This window comes from Ureibacillus acetophenoni (assembly GCF_900220965.1).
In the GTDB taxonomy this organism is placed as follows: domain Bacteria; phylum Bacillota; class Bacilli; order Bacillales_A; family Planococcaceae; genus Ureibacillus; species Ureibacillus acetophenoni.
Map to the genome: position 1 here is coordinate 59,922 of NZ_OBQC01000017.1, position 13,123 is coordinate 73,044.

The 13,123-nt window shown below is 36.1% G+C and carries 15 protein-coding genes and 1 pseudogene; 13 read left to right on the top strand and 3 right to left on the bottom strand.

Going from position 1 to position 13,123, the window contains the following annotated elements; genetic code table 11:
• Window positions 1-183: 183 nt before the first annotated feature.
• Entirely contained in the window at window positions 184-1,125 is a 942-nt protein-coding gene (gene cyoE / locus CRO45_RS17535) for a heme o synthase (RefSeq protein ID WP_097150923.1), read from the bottom strand.
• 526 nt (window positions 1,126-1,651) lie between these two features.
• On the opposite strand from cyoE, the gene CRO45_RS17540 reads away from it, so the two are divergent.
• Window positions 1,652-2,098: a GyrI-like domain-containing protein gene (locus CRO45_RS17540; RefSeq protein ID WP_170949547.1), complete on the top strand. Its 447-nt coding sequence runs from the start codon at window positions 1,652-1,654 to the stop codon at window positions 2,096-2,098.
• 19 nt (window positions 2,099-2,117) lie between these two features.
• Window positions 2,118-2,630 (top strand): GNAT family N-acetyltransferase, encoded by a 513-nt coding sequence (locus CRO45_RS17545; RefSeq protein ID WP_097150925.1) that lies wholly within the window; start codon window positions 2,118-2,120, stop codon window positions 2,628-2,630.
• Window positions 2,631-2,803: 173 nt separating this feature from the next.
• Here the strand turns inward: CRO45_RS17545 and CRO45_RS17550 are convergent, their stop codons facing one another.
• Window positions 2,804-2,926 (bottom strand): YjcZ family sporulation protein, encoded by a 123-nt coding sequence (locus tag CRO45_RS17550; RefSeq protein WP_097150926.1) that lies wholly within the window; start codon window positions 2,924-2,926, stop codon window positions 2,804-2,806.
• 300 nt (window positions 2,927-3,226) lie between these two features.
• On the opposite strand from CRO45_RS17550, the gene CRO45_RS20480 reads away from it, so the two are divergent.
• The 5 genes from CRO45_RS20480 to CRO45_RS17575 all read left to right on the top strand — a co-directional run bounded on the left by CRO45_RS20480 (window position 3,227) and on the right by CRO45_RS17575 (window position 6,011).
• The gene (locus tag CRO45_RS20480) at window positions 3,227-3,553 is read left to right on the top strand and encodes a DUF4181 domain-containing protein (RefSeq protein WP_097150927.1); all 327 of its coding nucleotides are present in this window, start codon (window positions 3,227-3,229) and stop codon (window positions 3,551-3,553) included.
• 170 nt (window positions 3,554-3,723) lie between these two features.
• The gene (locus tag CRO45_RS17560) at window positions 3,724-4,455 is read left to right on the top strand and encodes a DUF5694 domain-containing protein (protein ID WP_097150928.1); all 732 of its coding nucleotides are present in this window, start codon (window positions 3,724-3,726) and stop codon (window positions 4,453-4,455) included.
• Window positions 4,456-4,584: 129 nt separating this feature from the next.
• Window positions 4,585-5,151, top strand: a complete 567-nt coding sequence (locus CRO45_RS17565; protein ID WP_097150929.1) for a hypothetical protein — start codon at window positions 4,585-4,587, stop codon at window positions 5,149-5,151.
• 78 nt (window positions 5,152-5,229) lie between these two features.
• Complete coding sequence (locus CRO45_RS17570; protein WP_097150930.1) at window positions 5,230-5,466, top strand: hypothetical protein; 237 nt, start codon at window positions 5,230-5,232, stop codon at window positions 5,464-5,466.
• A gap of 110 nt (window positions 5,467-5,576) precedes the next feature.
• The gene (locus CRO45_RS17575) at window positions 5,577-6,011 is read left to right on the top strand and encodes an HIT family protein (protein WP_097150931.1); all 435 of its coding nucleotides are present in this window, start codon (window positions 5,577-5,579) and stop codon (window positions 6,009-6,011) included.
• 35 nt (window positions 6,012-6,046) lie between these two features.
• Here CRO45_RS17575 and CRO45_RS17580 read toward each other — a convergent pair.
• Window positions 6,047-6,672, bottom strand: a pseudogene (locus tag CRO45_RS17580) (LysE family translocator).
• Between the two features lie 182 nt (window positions 6,673-6,854).
• Between CRO45_RS17580 and CRO45_RS17585 the strand changes: the two are divergent.
• The 6 genes from CRO45_RS17585 (at window position 6,855) to CRO45_RS17610 (ending at window position 12,978) form a co-directional block, all read left to right on the top strand.
• Window positions 6,855-7,292 (top strand): MarR family winged helix-turn-helix transcriptional regulator, encoded by a 438-nt coding sequence (locus CRO45_RS17585; protein ID WP_097150932.1) that lies wholly within the window; start codon window positions 6,855-6,857, stop codon window positions 7,290-7,292.
• Between the two features lie 65 nt (window positions 7,293-7,357).
• A complete protein-coding gene (locus CRO45_RS17590; RefSeq protein ID WP_097150943.1) occupies window positions 7,358-8,305 on the top strand; it encodes a ring-cleaving dioxygenase in 948 nt (315 codons plus the stop codon).
• Between the two features lie 405 nt (window positions 8,306-8,710).
• On the top strand, window positions 8,711-9,688 hold the full coding sequence (locus CRO45_RS17595) for a ring-cleaving dioxygenase (RefSeq protein WP_097150933.1): 978 nt from the start codon (window positions 8,711-8,713) through the stop codon (window positions 9,686-9,688).
• A gap of 177 nt (window positions 9,689-9,865) precedes the next feature.
• A complete protein-coding gene (locus tag CRO45_RS17600) occupies window positions 9,866-10,198 on the top strand; it encodes a metal-sensitive transcriptional regulator (RefSeq protein WP_097150934.1) in 333 nt (110 codons plus the stop codon).
• Window positions 10,199-10,269: 71 nt separating this feature from the next.
• Window positions 10,270-10,476 carry a copper chaperone CopZ gene (gene copZ, locus CRO45_RS17605; protein ID WP_097150935.1) on the top strand — a complete coding sequence of 69 codons (207 nt, stop codon included), beginning with the start codon at window positions 10,270-10,272 and terminating at the stop codon, window positions 10,474-10,476.
• 75 nt (window positions 10,477-10,551) lie between these two features.
• Entirely contained in the window at window positions 10,552-12,978 is a 2,427-nt protein-coding gene (locus CRO45_RS17610; RefSeq protein WP_097150936.1) for a heavy metal translocating P-type ATPase, read from the top strand.
• The last annotated feature ends 145 nt before the right edge of the window (window positions 12,979-13,123 follow it).

Below are 13,123 nucleotides of genomic sequence, written 5' to 3' on the forward strand. Positions count from 1 at the left end.
CAAAATAAGGGAAGTTTTTCCGCTTATCTTATATAAATCTTTAGATTTTACATAATTTAGAGTAGCTAAGCGGAATTTCTCCTCTTATTTTCCCTATTTTAGCCCTGATTTTATACATAGACGGAAATTCTCCGCTAATAATAAAAAGGGAAACCCTCCATAACGGAAGATTTCCCTTTAGTATTAATTGAAGATTGACGAAGTTAACAGAATCATTAATAAAAATAATGAAAATAAATAAATTAAAGAAAAGCGTAAATTCGCCTGTGCCCATCCCTTCACATCTTTTGTTTTTGGCCCTTTCATGGCAAGGATGATCCATCCAACAGTTAAGACTATAGCAACCGAAAAGAAAAACCAACCAAAAGAAGTAACTAATAAGAAGGGGAAGGGCAACAATGTAATAATATAAATTAAGTTTTGTCGTATCGTTACCGGTACACCGCAAACAACGGGTAACATTGGAACACCCGCCCGTGTATAATCTTCCAACCTCTTAATCGTAATCGCAAGAGTATGTGGAATTTGCCAAATGAATAAGATGCAGAATAAAACAATAGGTACAATGTGGTTGACTGGTGCAATCACTGCCCAACCGATTAGGGGAGTAAATGCACCAGAAACACTACCTACAACTGTATTTAATGTATATCTTCGTTTTGTCCAAAACGTATAAAGCACAACATAGACAAACCAACCTAAAAAGGAATAAAGAGTAGCTTCCCATGTTGTAAAGAGCATCATGACTAGTCCAACTATGGATGTTATAATGCCCATCCATAAAACGGCTTTCAAAGAAAAATTCCCGTTTACTGTTGGTCTTTTTTGGGTGCGGACCATTTTTTGGTCCAAATCGACTTCATACCAATTATTGAGCATTAACGCACCAGAAATGACGAGCGTACTTCCAATCATCGTCAACAGAAATACGCCCCAATGATCCGCAAATCGTTCCCCATGAAAATGAAGTGCTAACCAATAGGCTGTAAATACTGGCAGCACGTTGGCGACTAACACTTTTCCTTTCAATAAAAACTTCATATCTATCAAAAAGTTTAGAAGTTTAGAAGAACTTCCAGCTGTTGTTTTTAACGTAGGTTCAGCTAGTAATTGTCCATTTTTCATAAATATCCCCTAATTTCTATTATTTTAAATGTAAAATTGCAAAAATAATATCATTAATAAATTCATTATAACATGTGGTGTTTGTCCTATTTGTGTATAATATTTGAAATGATGAAAGGGGTTGTTCAGCTATGAAAGGGTTGGGGAGAAGAATAAAGAGATTGATTAAACAAAAAAACTACATCCAGAGGATGCAGTTTTATCTTTTTCCACCAAATAATATATCCGCAAGAGGTATTCCAATCACAACAACCAGCACAGTTAAAACTGTCAGTGCTTGTAAAAGAAATATTGCTAGACTATCGTACATACTAATTCTCCTCCTTTTGCTCTTACCATCCATATTACCTTATATATTACAAAATTTCCAACATACTAATAGGAATAACATATTTTACCAACTAATTACCAACATTACTGGGTTTAAATAACATGGCAAAGCATTTTTTTGTATTTTAAAGGAAATTATTTACTCGAAAAAGAATTTAAGTTATTAGTGTCAATATAACACATTGGGGGAATTACGGTGGAATGTAGATTGGTTAGGAAAGCATTTAAAGTAGTAGGCATAGAAGGTAAGGGATATTACGCGGATTTTGGAAGTGAAGTACCGAAACTTGCTCAACAACTTCAATCTCGATTAACTGAAGTGGAAAGTCATACGGGTATTGAAATTGGCATATTTGAACCAAAAAGGGATGAAGATCATTTAGAAGGAAGCTATTTTGTAGGGGTAATTGTGAATGAAGCTCCAACAGCTGTTCCAGCCGGGTTAGAATTTATTGAGACAGCGAAAACATATGCAACAACTCGAGGGAACATAAACTATATCGGGCACTTACACGACCATTTATTACAATGGGTAGATGAACAAGGGTATATAAGAGACTTAGAATCTCATATTATTGAAACTTATCATTCATTGGAAAATGGTAAGGAAGATGTAGAGATTTATTTGCCAATTTATAGTTAAACTTTAGGGGGATTGAATAATGGAATTCTTTGATGATCTGAAACCATTTAATATAAAAATTGCTACGAATAACGATAGTCGTAAGGTAATTAAGATGTTAAAAGAGATTGCTCAATGGATGAAAGATAACAATATAAACCAATGGAGGTTCCTGTTAGAAGGAGGGGATGACGAAGAGATTAAACAAGCCATAGCCAACCAAGAAACATATATTGTTATGAATGACAATGAATTAGTTGCAACGTTTACGCTTCTATCTAAGCAAAGTGAGTGGGACTTTCATATTTGGGGGGAGGATCATACCTCAAATACACTTTACTTACATAGACTCGCAATCGTGCCCTCTTACATGAATAAAGGTTTAGGTAAAAGAATTTTGGCTTGGATAGAAGAAAATACAAGTAATAAGGAATATCTTCGATTAGATTGTGTTGAGGAAAATAAAAAATTAAATTCTTTTTATAAGAATAGTGGTTATGAGCTAGTTGGTGTTACGGATGGTCATAGTAAATTTGAAAAACGATTAATGTGATTTGAGCCACAATAAATAGCCTAGGAAAAACGTAAACGCCTCAACACTTGTTTAACAGAGTTGAGGCGTTCTTTTGTGTATTTTACTAGTGTATTGCTCAGTTTATCTATTTCGGAAGGAATTCATATGGGCATCTTGAGGTGGTTGATCAAGATAAGTGGAAAAAGTCTAAATTAGTAGTAGCGATCATTCATGAACGCTGTTCCAACAATAATTAATAAGATAAACAACACAACTAGTAAAGCAAATTTATTATTGTCTTTACGATCAAAACTTCCTTGAACATAGCCAGACATATAATTTCACCCCCCTTTAATACTAATAACTTATGAATTACTACACCGCCCGGAAGGTATAAATGCGGATAAAAATGATTAATTTTAGCTTAGGGAAATGGTCTAATTGCACCATAATTTCAAAAAGGTAATTTAAAATTATTCCAGTTGTAGTAGCATAATGGTAAAGGATGTTGCATCGTAAGAAAATGATTCGGGGAAGGTAGGGGAAATGATGAACGAGTTTGGTTTAAAACTTATCCTTGTGCTAGTAGCGGTAGCTTTAATATATTTCGTATTTAACTATTTTTTGAGAAAGCTATTGAAGGTGGAAAAGAAACCAGGTTTTCTTACAACCATGTAAATGATATACATAAAAAAATTGATTGGGCGATTCGAATCACGTCAGTAATCGTAATTATAGCGAGTACCTATTTTAGAATTTATGAGGAGCCGTTAGAGTTCCCATGGTATTTTGAAATATGGTTTATATTAATAGTATTTATCGTCCTTTCCGAATCTGTAAGAGCCTTTATGGAGTGGAAATATGACACGAATCCTAGAACATATATTTTAACGCTGTCCGAAATGGTGCTCCTAATTGGATTAATTATTTTAGTTGTGAATACGGGTCACTTAATATTCTGATCGTTTCATCGAAATAGGTAAACAATTCCCAAAAACTAGACACGATAATGGAAAGGCTAGATCAGCAGAATAAAAGGTGATTTTATTCTACTTAATATTAGATGCATTACTGAATCGACGGTAATGCATTTTTTATAGCAAGTAACTATAAACTTAGGGGTGTATTATTTATGAAGCCGAAAGTATTAATTGTTGGAACGTTTCATTTTGGGGGATCAGCAGATTATATTCAAGTAGAAACAGATAATCTGCTTTCAGAAAAACGGCAGGGAGAAATAATCGAAGTTGTGGGGAGACTAGCAAAATTCAACCCAACAAAAATTGCAGTTGAGTATGTAAAGGAAAATGAGGAAGCACTTAACGAAGAATATCAAAATTTCCTCAAGGGCACATATGAGTTAAAAGTAAATGAAATTGATCAAATTGGTTTCCGCTTAGCAAAGGAAATGGGACATCAGAAAGTCCATTCAATTGATTGGATGGGAGATGTAGGAAGTAGAAGTATTGATGAAGTGATGGATTGGGCAAAAGACAACCAAATAGAGCTCTATAAATTAATTACAGAAAACTACATTCCGCAGCTTCTTACGGATTTTAACGGTCCATTAATTGAGACTTTGAAGAAGTTAAACCAAAAAGAAAGAATGCTAGCGGACCATAGGTTGTATATGAATCTTGCACGAATAGGTGAAGGGACAGATTATGTAGGAATTGATTGGTTGAGATGGTGGTATCAAAGGAACTTAATTATCTATCACAATCTATTAAAACTGATTGATAAAACGGATGAGCGTATTTTGCTCATTATTGGTACAGGACATTTATATTTGGTTCGACAGTTTTTAGCTGAGAGTGGTTTGGTTGAAATTGAAGAAGTAGAAAACTACTTAGATTCAAAATAGATTCCATAAAAAAAGTAGCTCATCCGGCTACTTTTTTATCGTTTTACAGGGAACCAACCCTCTGCAAAAAGGTGGGTAATTTAAGAAGTAAATTGGAGAAACTATAGATGAAAAAAAGGAGTGATGATAGTGAAAAAACACATTGTATGTAGTCTGTTCTTAACAACGTTATTAATAGTCGGTGTAATGAATAATATGACTGAAGCCAATTCATCTGATGTTCCACCACCATTTGAAGAGGCATTTCCTGAAGTGGGGTACAAGTCTGTAGAAGAGGCATTGAAGGAGTTTGAACAACATTTTGGGAAAGAACTGAAGCTCCCGCTAAGAGTGCCACCAATTTCTTTCACTCACAAATTTGGTAGGTTTAGTAATTCAGATGGGGAGATGAACGATTCGTTTGAAATGAAACTGATAAGTGATCAAATGCCACGGAATCATTTCAAAATTGATGTTCGACCTCTTGAGTATAAAATTCCGTTTGATAAGTATGTTACAAAGGTATATATGTTAGACAATGGACAGGAAGCCTCGTTTGTCGAGTATTCAAGAGTCGGCTTTAATATGCTCGTATTTGAACGAGATGGATGGCAATATGTATTTAGTATTGATCAAGAAGTAGCCGATCAAGTCACTGCGGAAGTACTTGTTCGAATTGCGAATTCGATTGATTATCCACAGGAAAAGGAATTGTAAACTTATAATAGAACTGATATTTAGGTAATTGAATCTTTTCCCAATTCATTCCGTAAATAAGAGAAAGGAGGATAAACAATGAAAAAACTCATTGGTCTATTTATCGTTGTATTTATTTCATTAGGAATAGCAGATGTAATTCAAGGATTATTATTAACATTTATTTATACACCAGATTTTTATTCATCAAGTAGTGTGGAAATGGCTGCCTTCATAAAATACGCGATTTCTGCTCTAATAGTAACAGTCGCTCTATGGAGTGTACATAAGATAAAGGATGTAATTGGAAATTCTAATTCATCGGTGAAAGTATAATAAAAATAATTCAAAGAAGAGGCGTTGATCCAGGGGAGGATTAATGCTTTTTTTGTTGAAGTATTGAAGTGATAGCTATGTATTTTGATTACGATAAGGGAGTTACATTTATGACAATAAACTCAGAATGCTTAGGATGTAGACTTTCTAACAAACTTGAACCTGTAAATGTTGTTTATGAAAATGAATATGTTTGTTGCTTTTTAGATATCGAACCGCACAATGAAGGGCATACGTTGATTCTTCCAAAGAAGCATTATAAAGAATTGGAGGAGTTAGATCTTGAGACAGCCAATGCGATTATGCAGGCATCAATACCGATTTCAAAGGCACTAAAAAAGTTAGTGAAGCCTGATGGAATAACGATTTGTCAAAATGGGGGCACCTTTGATGACTTAACGCATTATCACATGCATGTCATTCCAAGGTTTGAAGGGGAGCCGTTTTACTCAGAGGAACTAGTTGATAATACAAAAGAGAAAGCGAGATTTACTGAAACAAGAACTAATTTGAAGAGATTAATTGAAGAATTAACGAGTGATTAAAAAAAGAGTAGTACTAAGACTACTCTTAAAATCTATTACTTTTCACTAAACGCAATGTTTAATCCAATCAAGGTAAATAGGGCCCCTTGAATAATATTCATCTTTCTAGATATTGTCGCATTTTTGCGAAGGAAGTAACCAACTTTTCCAGCAAAGATACTTATTAAAGAGAAAATGACTAACGTTTGCACTAGAAAAAGGATCCCGAACGCTAGCATTTGAAAGGGGACATTTCCATTTTCATAGTTAACAAACTGTGGAAAGAATGCTAGGAAAAACAATGAAACCTTTGGATTTAAAAGGTTCATGATAACCCCTTTTTTGTATAAAGACTTGTAGTCCAAATCCACTGCGTTGTTAAGGGGTTAAAAACTGAACTCTTTTCTTTAAAAGACTTATATGCTAAGTACAACAGGTATACCGCCCCTGAATATTTTACGATTGTGAACGCAAAAGCAGATTGATAAATCAAGGCAGAAATTCCTATAGTAGCGGCCGTAATATGTACTAATAATCCCGTACAAAGCCCGAGTGTCGTAAAGATTCCAGCATTTTTTCCTTTCGCTATACTTTGCGTTAACGTGAATAAGTTATCAGGCCCTGGCATTAGGGTAAGTATAATTGCAGCACTTAGAAAAGATAGAACAGTCAACAACTCCATGGAAATACCTCCCATTTTTAAAATTCATTTTAACATACCCTTTTGAGAAGGCATATATGATTCATATAGTAATTTCAGCGAATTTAGTATTGAATTTGAATTTTATTTAGAATTCAAGATATTTCTCTTGCATTTCTTTCACTTGAGATGTAAAGTGATAGTAACGAAAGGAAGTGAGCATATTGAAAAAGAATACACTTGGGTCACTCATTTGGTTACGTATTAATCGATTTACCCATCAGAGTAATTTATTGTCCAATGATTTCTTAAAACCATTTGAAATCACAGTCGCACAGTTTGATGTATTAAATCAGATTGCAACGTATCAGCCAATTACGCAAAGTGAACTTGCAGTGAAAGCGACTCTGTCTGAAGGTGGAATTTCACGTATGCTCACACGTCTTGAGCAAGAAGGGTTTATCCACCGAAAGCAGGAATGGAAAACGAAATGGATTAGCTTGACTGCAAAAGGGGAAGAAAAGATGCAGGAAGTGTTCCAACACCAGCTTTCTTTCCAAACGTCTCTTGTCAATGAATGTTTGACAGAAGAAGAACAGAAAACACTGTATAAGCTCATGACGAAGTTACAAAAAAATACGGAAAATAAATTGGGATGTTAAGAGTCCTATTTATTTTTAATATATCACTTGATTAGTAAACTGATATTAAAGGAGACTTTACTATGATGTATAAAATACCAGGACATCATCACATTTCGATGATTACAAAAGATGCTAGCCAAAATAATCATTTCTATCGCAAAATACTTGGATTGCGCCGTGCAAAAATAACGGTCAATCAAGACGACACATCCATGTATCATTTATTTTTTGGAGATAAAACAGGGAGCCCTGGAACGGAACTTTCATTCTTTGAAATTCCAATGGTAGGAAGAACTTATCGTGGGACAAATGCGATTACAAGAATCGGGTTACTTGTGCCAACTGTGGATAGTTTAATTTATTGGCAACAACGCCTAGAGGATTTCGGTGTAGAAACAAGCCACATTACGAAGTTTGCCAACCACACTTCGATCCTTTTTGAAGATCCAGAAGGGTTACGTTTGGCACTGATTGTTTCAAACGGTAAGAAAGTTGACCATTGGGAAACTTGGGAAAAATCAGAGGTTCCTGCAGAGCATCAAATTCAAGGTATGGGTGCTGTTGAAATTACCGTACGAAGACTCGATAAACTCGCAAACACGTTGACTGACATATTTGGCTATGTGGAAGTAAGCCGTACGGAAGAAGAAGCTGTTTTCCAATCGATTGAAGGCGAGTTATTTGGCGAAATCGTCGTGAAATATTTAGAAGGAGAATCTGAAAGACCAGGTCGTGGTAGTGTTCACCACTTAGCGATTCGTGTAAAAAATGATGAGGAGCTTGAGCATTGGGAAAGACAGATTCGTGCTCGTGGCTTCCAATCATCGGGCATTGTCGATCGATTCTACTTCAAGAGCTTATACTTCCGCGAATCAAATGGCATTCTATTTGAAATCGCAACAGATGGACCAGGCTTCATGGCAGATGGTGATGACATTGAAACACTTGGTGAAAAATTAGTCTTACCTCCATTTTTAGAGAGCCGTAGAGCTGAAATTGAAGCAAAATTAAAACCGATAGTGGAGTATTAAATAAATTTAACCCTTTAATGGACACATGAAGCCGAAAAAGAGGTAGAACTGTCCATTATGAGGGTTCTAATGGACAAAAGAAGCCGAAAAATAGGTAGAACTGTCCATTATGAGGGTTCTAATGGACAAAAGAAGCCGAAAAAGAGGTAGAACTGTCCATTATAAGGGTTCTAATGGACAAAACAACCGCAAAAAGAGGCGGAACTGTCCTTTATAGGGCTGATAATGGACAAAACAACCTCAAAAAGAGGCAGAACTGTCCATTATAAGCGTCTTAATGGACATAACAAGCCGAAAAAACAATGGAAGTGTCCATTATAAAGCCCTTAATGGACAAAACAAACCAATAAAAAACTCGAACTGTAAATAAAAGCACAGTTCCTAATCCTAAGGAGGAATTTAAGAATGAACCATTTAAAAGGAATTCACCACGTAACAGCAATTACAAGTAGTGCAGAAAAGAACTATGAGTTTTTCACATATGTATTAGGGATGCGTTTAGTGAAGAAAACAGTGAACCAAGATAGCATCCAAACTTATCATTTATTCTTTGCGGATGACAAAGGAAGCGCGGGAACAGATATGACGTTCTTTGATTTCCAAGGCATTCCGAAAGGTGTTCATGGTACAAACGAAATTTCAAAAACTTCATTCCGTGTACCAAGCGATGCAGCGTTAGACTATTGGGTAAAACGCTTTGATCGCCTGCAAGTAAAACATACAGGAATCAAAGAACAATTTGGTAAGAAGACTCTATCCTTTGTTGACTTTGACGATCAACAATACCAACTCATTTCAGATGAATTCAATAAAGGCGTAGAATCAGGTACACCTTGGCAAAAAGGTCCAATCCCATTAGAATATGCAATCACTGGTTTAGGTCCAGTTTTTGTTCGAATTTCTCAATTTGATTACTTAAAAGAATTTCTTGAAAAAGTTCTATTATTTAAAGAAACTGCTCAAGAAGGTTCATTCCACTTATTTGAAGTAGGGGAAGGTGGTAACGGTGCATCGGTGATCGTAGAATATAACACGGTTCTACCTCAAGCACGCCAAGGATTTGGAACAGTACACCATGCAGCATTCCGGGTAGAGGACACAGCTGTGTTGAATGAATGGACGGAGCGTTTAAATAATTTTGGTATTCCTAACTCGGGTTATATCGATCGTCATTTCTTTGAATCTTTATACGCGAGAGTAACACCGCATATCTTATTTGAGTTTGCAACAGACGGTCCTGGTTTTATGGGCGATGAACCTTACGAAACCCTTGGAGAAAAATTATCATTACCTCCATTTCTAGAACCAAAACGTGAGCAAATCGAAAAAATGGTTCGCCACATTGATACAGTAAGAAGTACGAAGGAATTCGTGAAAGAATAAAATCGTTAGAAGTGGGCATTAATCCTAGGATTAATGCTCATTTTTAGATTAAAATGCTAAAAATCGTTGATACTACGGAAGTACACAAATCAACCAAAAAAACAGTATCAAAATTAATTCACTTTACATACCTTATAGGGGTATGATACGATGGAATCAAGTTAGGAGGTTTTACTAATGGAAAACCCAGTGAACGAAGTAGTTTGTCACAACGAAAGTGATACATCATGTAGGAAAAGTCATCATCCCGAACCTGTAAAGAAGAATTTGACAACACGATTAAATCGGATCGAAGGCCAAATTCGAGGTATTAAGGGAATGATTGACAAGGACGTTTACTGTGATGATATAATCACTCAGCTTTCTGCCATACAATCTGCATTAAATAGTGTAGCCAAAATTCTTTTAGAAGGTCATTTAAAAGGGTGTGTCGTTGATCGCCTTTCAGAAGGTGATGAAGAAGTACTAGACGAGTTAGTTGTTACCATTCAAAAGTTAATGAAAAAATAAATTTTTTATTTATTATATACCCCCACGGTGTATATACGCCGAATACTATCTAACTTAAAGGAGAGAAAATTATGCAAAGTATAACATTAAACGTACAAGGAATGTCATGTGGTCATTGTGTAAGTGCTATTGAAGGAAGCGTTGGGAAATTAGAAGGGGTAAACGAAGTAAAAGTAAAATTAGATGATGCCCAAGTAGAAGTATCATTTAATGAATCCCAATTACCATTAGAGAAGATTAAAGAAACAATTGAAGAACAAGGATATGATGTAGAGTAAGAGTGCTTCTCATAGCACTCTCTCATTTTCGAAAAAATATACCCTTAGCAGGTATAGAAAGAGGTGGAAAAGATAATGAGTACAGAAGCTAGTAATATAAAAGAATCCAGTATTCAAATAACAGGTATGACATGTGCAGCCTGTGCCACACGTATAGAAAAAGGGTTAAATAAAATGGAAGGTGTCGAACAAGCAACGGTCAACCTTGCCCTTGAAAAGTCTACGATTAAATATGATCCGTCAAAACTTAGAGAAGTCGATTTTGAACAGAAAATCGAAGCTCTCGGCTACGGTGTTGTAAAACAAAAAGCGGAATTCGATATTACGGGAATGACATGTGCAGCTTGTGCGACACGTATAGAAAAAGGACTAAACAGAATGGAAGGTATTGCATTAGCGAATGTCAATTTAGCCCTTGAAAAAGCGACAATCGAATTTAATCCTTCAGAAATAACAGTTTCAGACATTATTGCGAAGGTCGAGAAGCTAGGCTACGGTGCACATCAAAAGCAAGAAGATAAAGAGCAAGTCGATTATCGAGAAAAGCATATTAAAGATCAACAACGTAAATTTATATTCTCAGCAATTTTATCTTTACCATTATTATGGACGATGGTCGGTCACTTTTCATTTACATCTTTCTTATATGTTCCAGAATTCCTAATGAATCCTTGGGTTCAAATGATATTAGCAACTCCAGTTCAATTCATTATTGGAAGACAGTTTTATGTAGGTGCTTATAAGGCACTTCGAAATGGTAGTGCAAACATGGATGTACTCGTAGCTATGGGTACTTCAGCAGCTTATTTCTATAGTTTGTATCAAGCTATTGTCACAGCTGGAACACACCATGCACCACATCTATACTTCGAAACAAGTGCAGTACTAATTACACTTATTCTTTTAGGTAAATTATTTGAAGCAAGAGCAAAAGGACGTTCATCTGAAGCGATTAAGAAATTAATAGGCCTTCAAGCAAAAACAGCAATCGTCGTACGTGATGGAATCGAAAAAGAAGTCCCATTAGAAGAAGTAATGATTGGTGACACAATTTTAGTGAAACCAGGTGAAAAGATTCCTGTGGATGGCGAAGTATTAGAAGGAACAACTGCTGTGGATGAATCCATGTTAACAGGTGAAAGTTTACCTGTAGATAAAAATGCTGGCGACGTGTTATACGGTTCTACTATAAACAAAAATGGTTTCATTAAAATGAAAGCAACAAAAGTAGGGCGTGATACAGCTTTAGCCCAAATTATTAAAGTAGTAGAAGATGCACAAGGTTCAAAAGCGCCAATTCAACGTATGGCGGACCAAATTTCAGGTATTTTTGTACCTATCGTAGTAGGAATTGCGATCCTCACATTCCTCGTATGGATTATTTGGGTTCAACCAGGTCAATTTACACCGGCACTTGAAGTATTAATAGCAATTCTTGTTATTGCATGTCCATGTGCTCTTGGTTTAGCGACGCCAACATCTATAATGGCAGGTTCAGGTCGAGCTGCAGAATTTGGCATTTTGTTCAAAGGCGGCGAGCATTTAGAGCAAACCCAAAGCATTGATACTGTAGTAGTTGATAAAACAGGTACTGTAACACATGGTAAACCAGTATTAACAGATGTTTTAGTAGCAGATGGTCAAGACGAAGAGAAGTTTTTATCACTAATTGGTGCAGCAGAAAAGCAATCAGAGCATCCATTAGCTCAAGCAATCGTTCAAGGTATTCAAGCTAAAGGCATTGAACTGGGGAACACTCAATTCTTTGAAACAATTCCAGGTTACGGTGTTCAAGCAACGGTATCAGGTCAAGGTGTGATTATTGGTACACGTAAACTGATGCAACAATATGGAATCGATATAAAATCCATTCTCCCTGTAATGGAAGAATTAGAACGCAACGGAAAAACAGCGATGCTAGCAGGAATTAATGGCCAATATGCAGGATTAGTTGCAGTAGCAGATACGATTAAAGATACTTCCAAAGAGGCAATTCACCGCTTACAGGAAATGGGTATTAAAGTAATTATGATGACAGGGGACAATGAACGTACAGCCCAAGCCATTGGGAAAGAGGTAGGCGTTGATGCAGTCATTGCAGAGGTACTTCCTGAAGGTAAAGCAGAAGAAGTGAAAAAACTTCAAGACGAAGGCAAAAAGGTAGCTATGGTTGGTGACGGTATTAATGACGCACCGGCATTGGCAACAGCTGATATTGGAATGGCTATTGGAACTGGTACAGATGTTGCTATGGAAGCTGCGGATATCACATTAATTCGTGGGGACTTAAACAGTATTGCGGATGCGATTTTAATGAGTCGAAAAACAATGAGCAACATTAAGCAAAATTTATTCTGGGCATTTGCTTATAATACGGTCGGCATTCCAATCGCTGCAATAGGGTTACTTGCCCCTTGGGTAGCTGGCGCGGCAATGGCATTTAGTTCCGTATCCGTTGTATTAAATTCATTGCGATTACAAAGAGTGAAATTACAAAAATAAAATGTTGGTGTCCCTGTCGCTATACGTGAGTGGCAGGGATACTTCACTAGAAGCACAGTGGTGAAATGTCAACCTAGAAAAACATCAAAATTGGAAATTCATTAAGCATTCAACATCTCAATTTCCTTTTTTAAGCGCACTTAAA

Bases quoted from the DNA above. Each gene is read 5' to 3' on its own strand.
- cyoE (WP_097150923.1), bottom strand. From the start codon at position 1,125: ATGAAAAATGGACAATTACTAGCTGAACCTACGTTAAAAACAACAGCT.
- CRO45_RS17545 (WP_097150925.1), top strand. From the start codon at position 2,118: ATGGAATTCTTTGATGATCTGAAACCATTTAATATAAAAATTGCTACG.
- CRO45_RS17550 (WP_097150926.1), bottom strand. From the start codon at position 2,926: ATGTCTGGCTATGTTCAAGGAAGTTTTGATCGTAAAGACAATAATAAA.
- CRO45_RS17560 (WP_097150928.1), top strand. From the start codon at position 3,724: ATGAAGCCGAAAGTATTAATTGTTGGAACGTTTCATTTTGGGGGATCA.
- CRO45_RS17570 (WP_097150930.1), top strand. From the start codon at position 5,230: ATGAAAAAACTCATTGGTCTATTTATCGTTGTATTTATTTCATTAGGA.
- CRO45_RS17575 (WP_097150931.1), top strand. From the start codon at position 5,577: ATGACAATAAACTCAGAATGCTTAGGATGTAGACTTTCTAACAAACTT.
- CRO45_RS17590 (WP_097150943.1), top strand. From the start codon at position 7,358: ATGTATAAAATACCAGGACATCATCACATTTCGATGATTACAAAAGAT.
- CRO45_RS17595 (WP_097150933.1), top strand. From the start codon at position 8,711: ATGAACCATTTAAAAGGAATTCACCACGTAACAGCAATTACAAGTAGT.
- CRO45_RS17600 (WP_097150934.1), top strand. From the start codon at position 9,866: ATGGAAAACCCAGTGAACGAAGTAGTTTGTCACAACGAAAGTGATACA.
- copZ (WP_097150935.1), top strand. From the start codon at position 10,270: ATGCAAAGTATAACATTAAACGTACAAGGAATGTCATGTGGTCATTGT.
- CRO45_RS17610 (WP_097150936.1), top strand. From the start codon at position 10,552: ATGAGTACAGAAGCTAGTAATATAAAAGAATCCAGTATTCAAATAACA.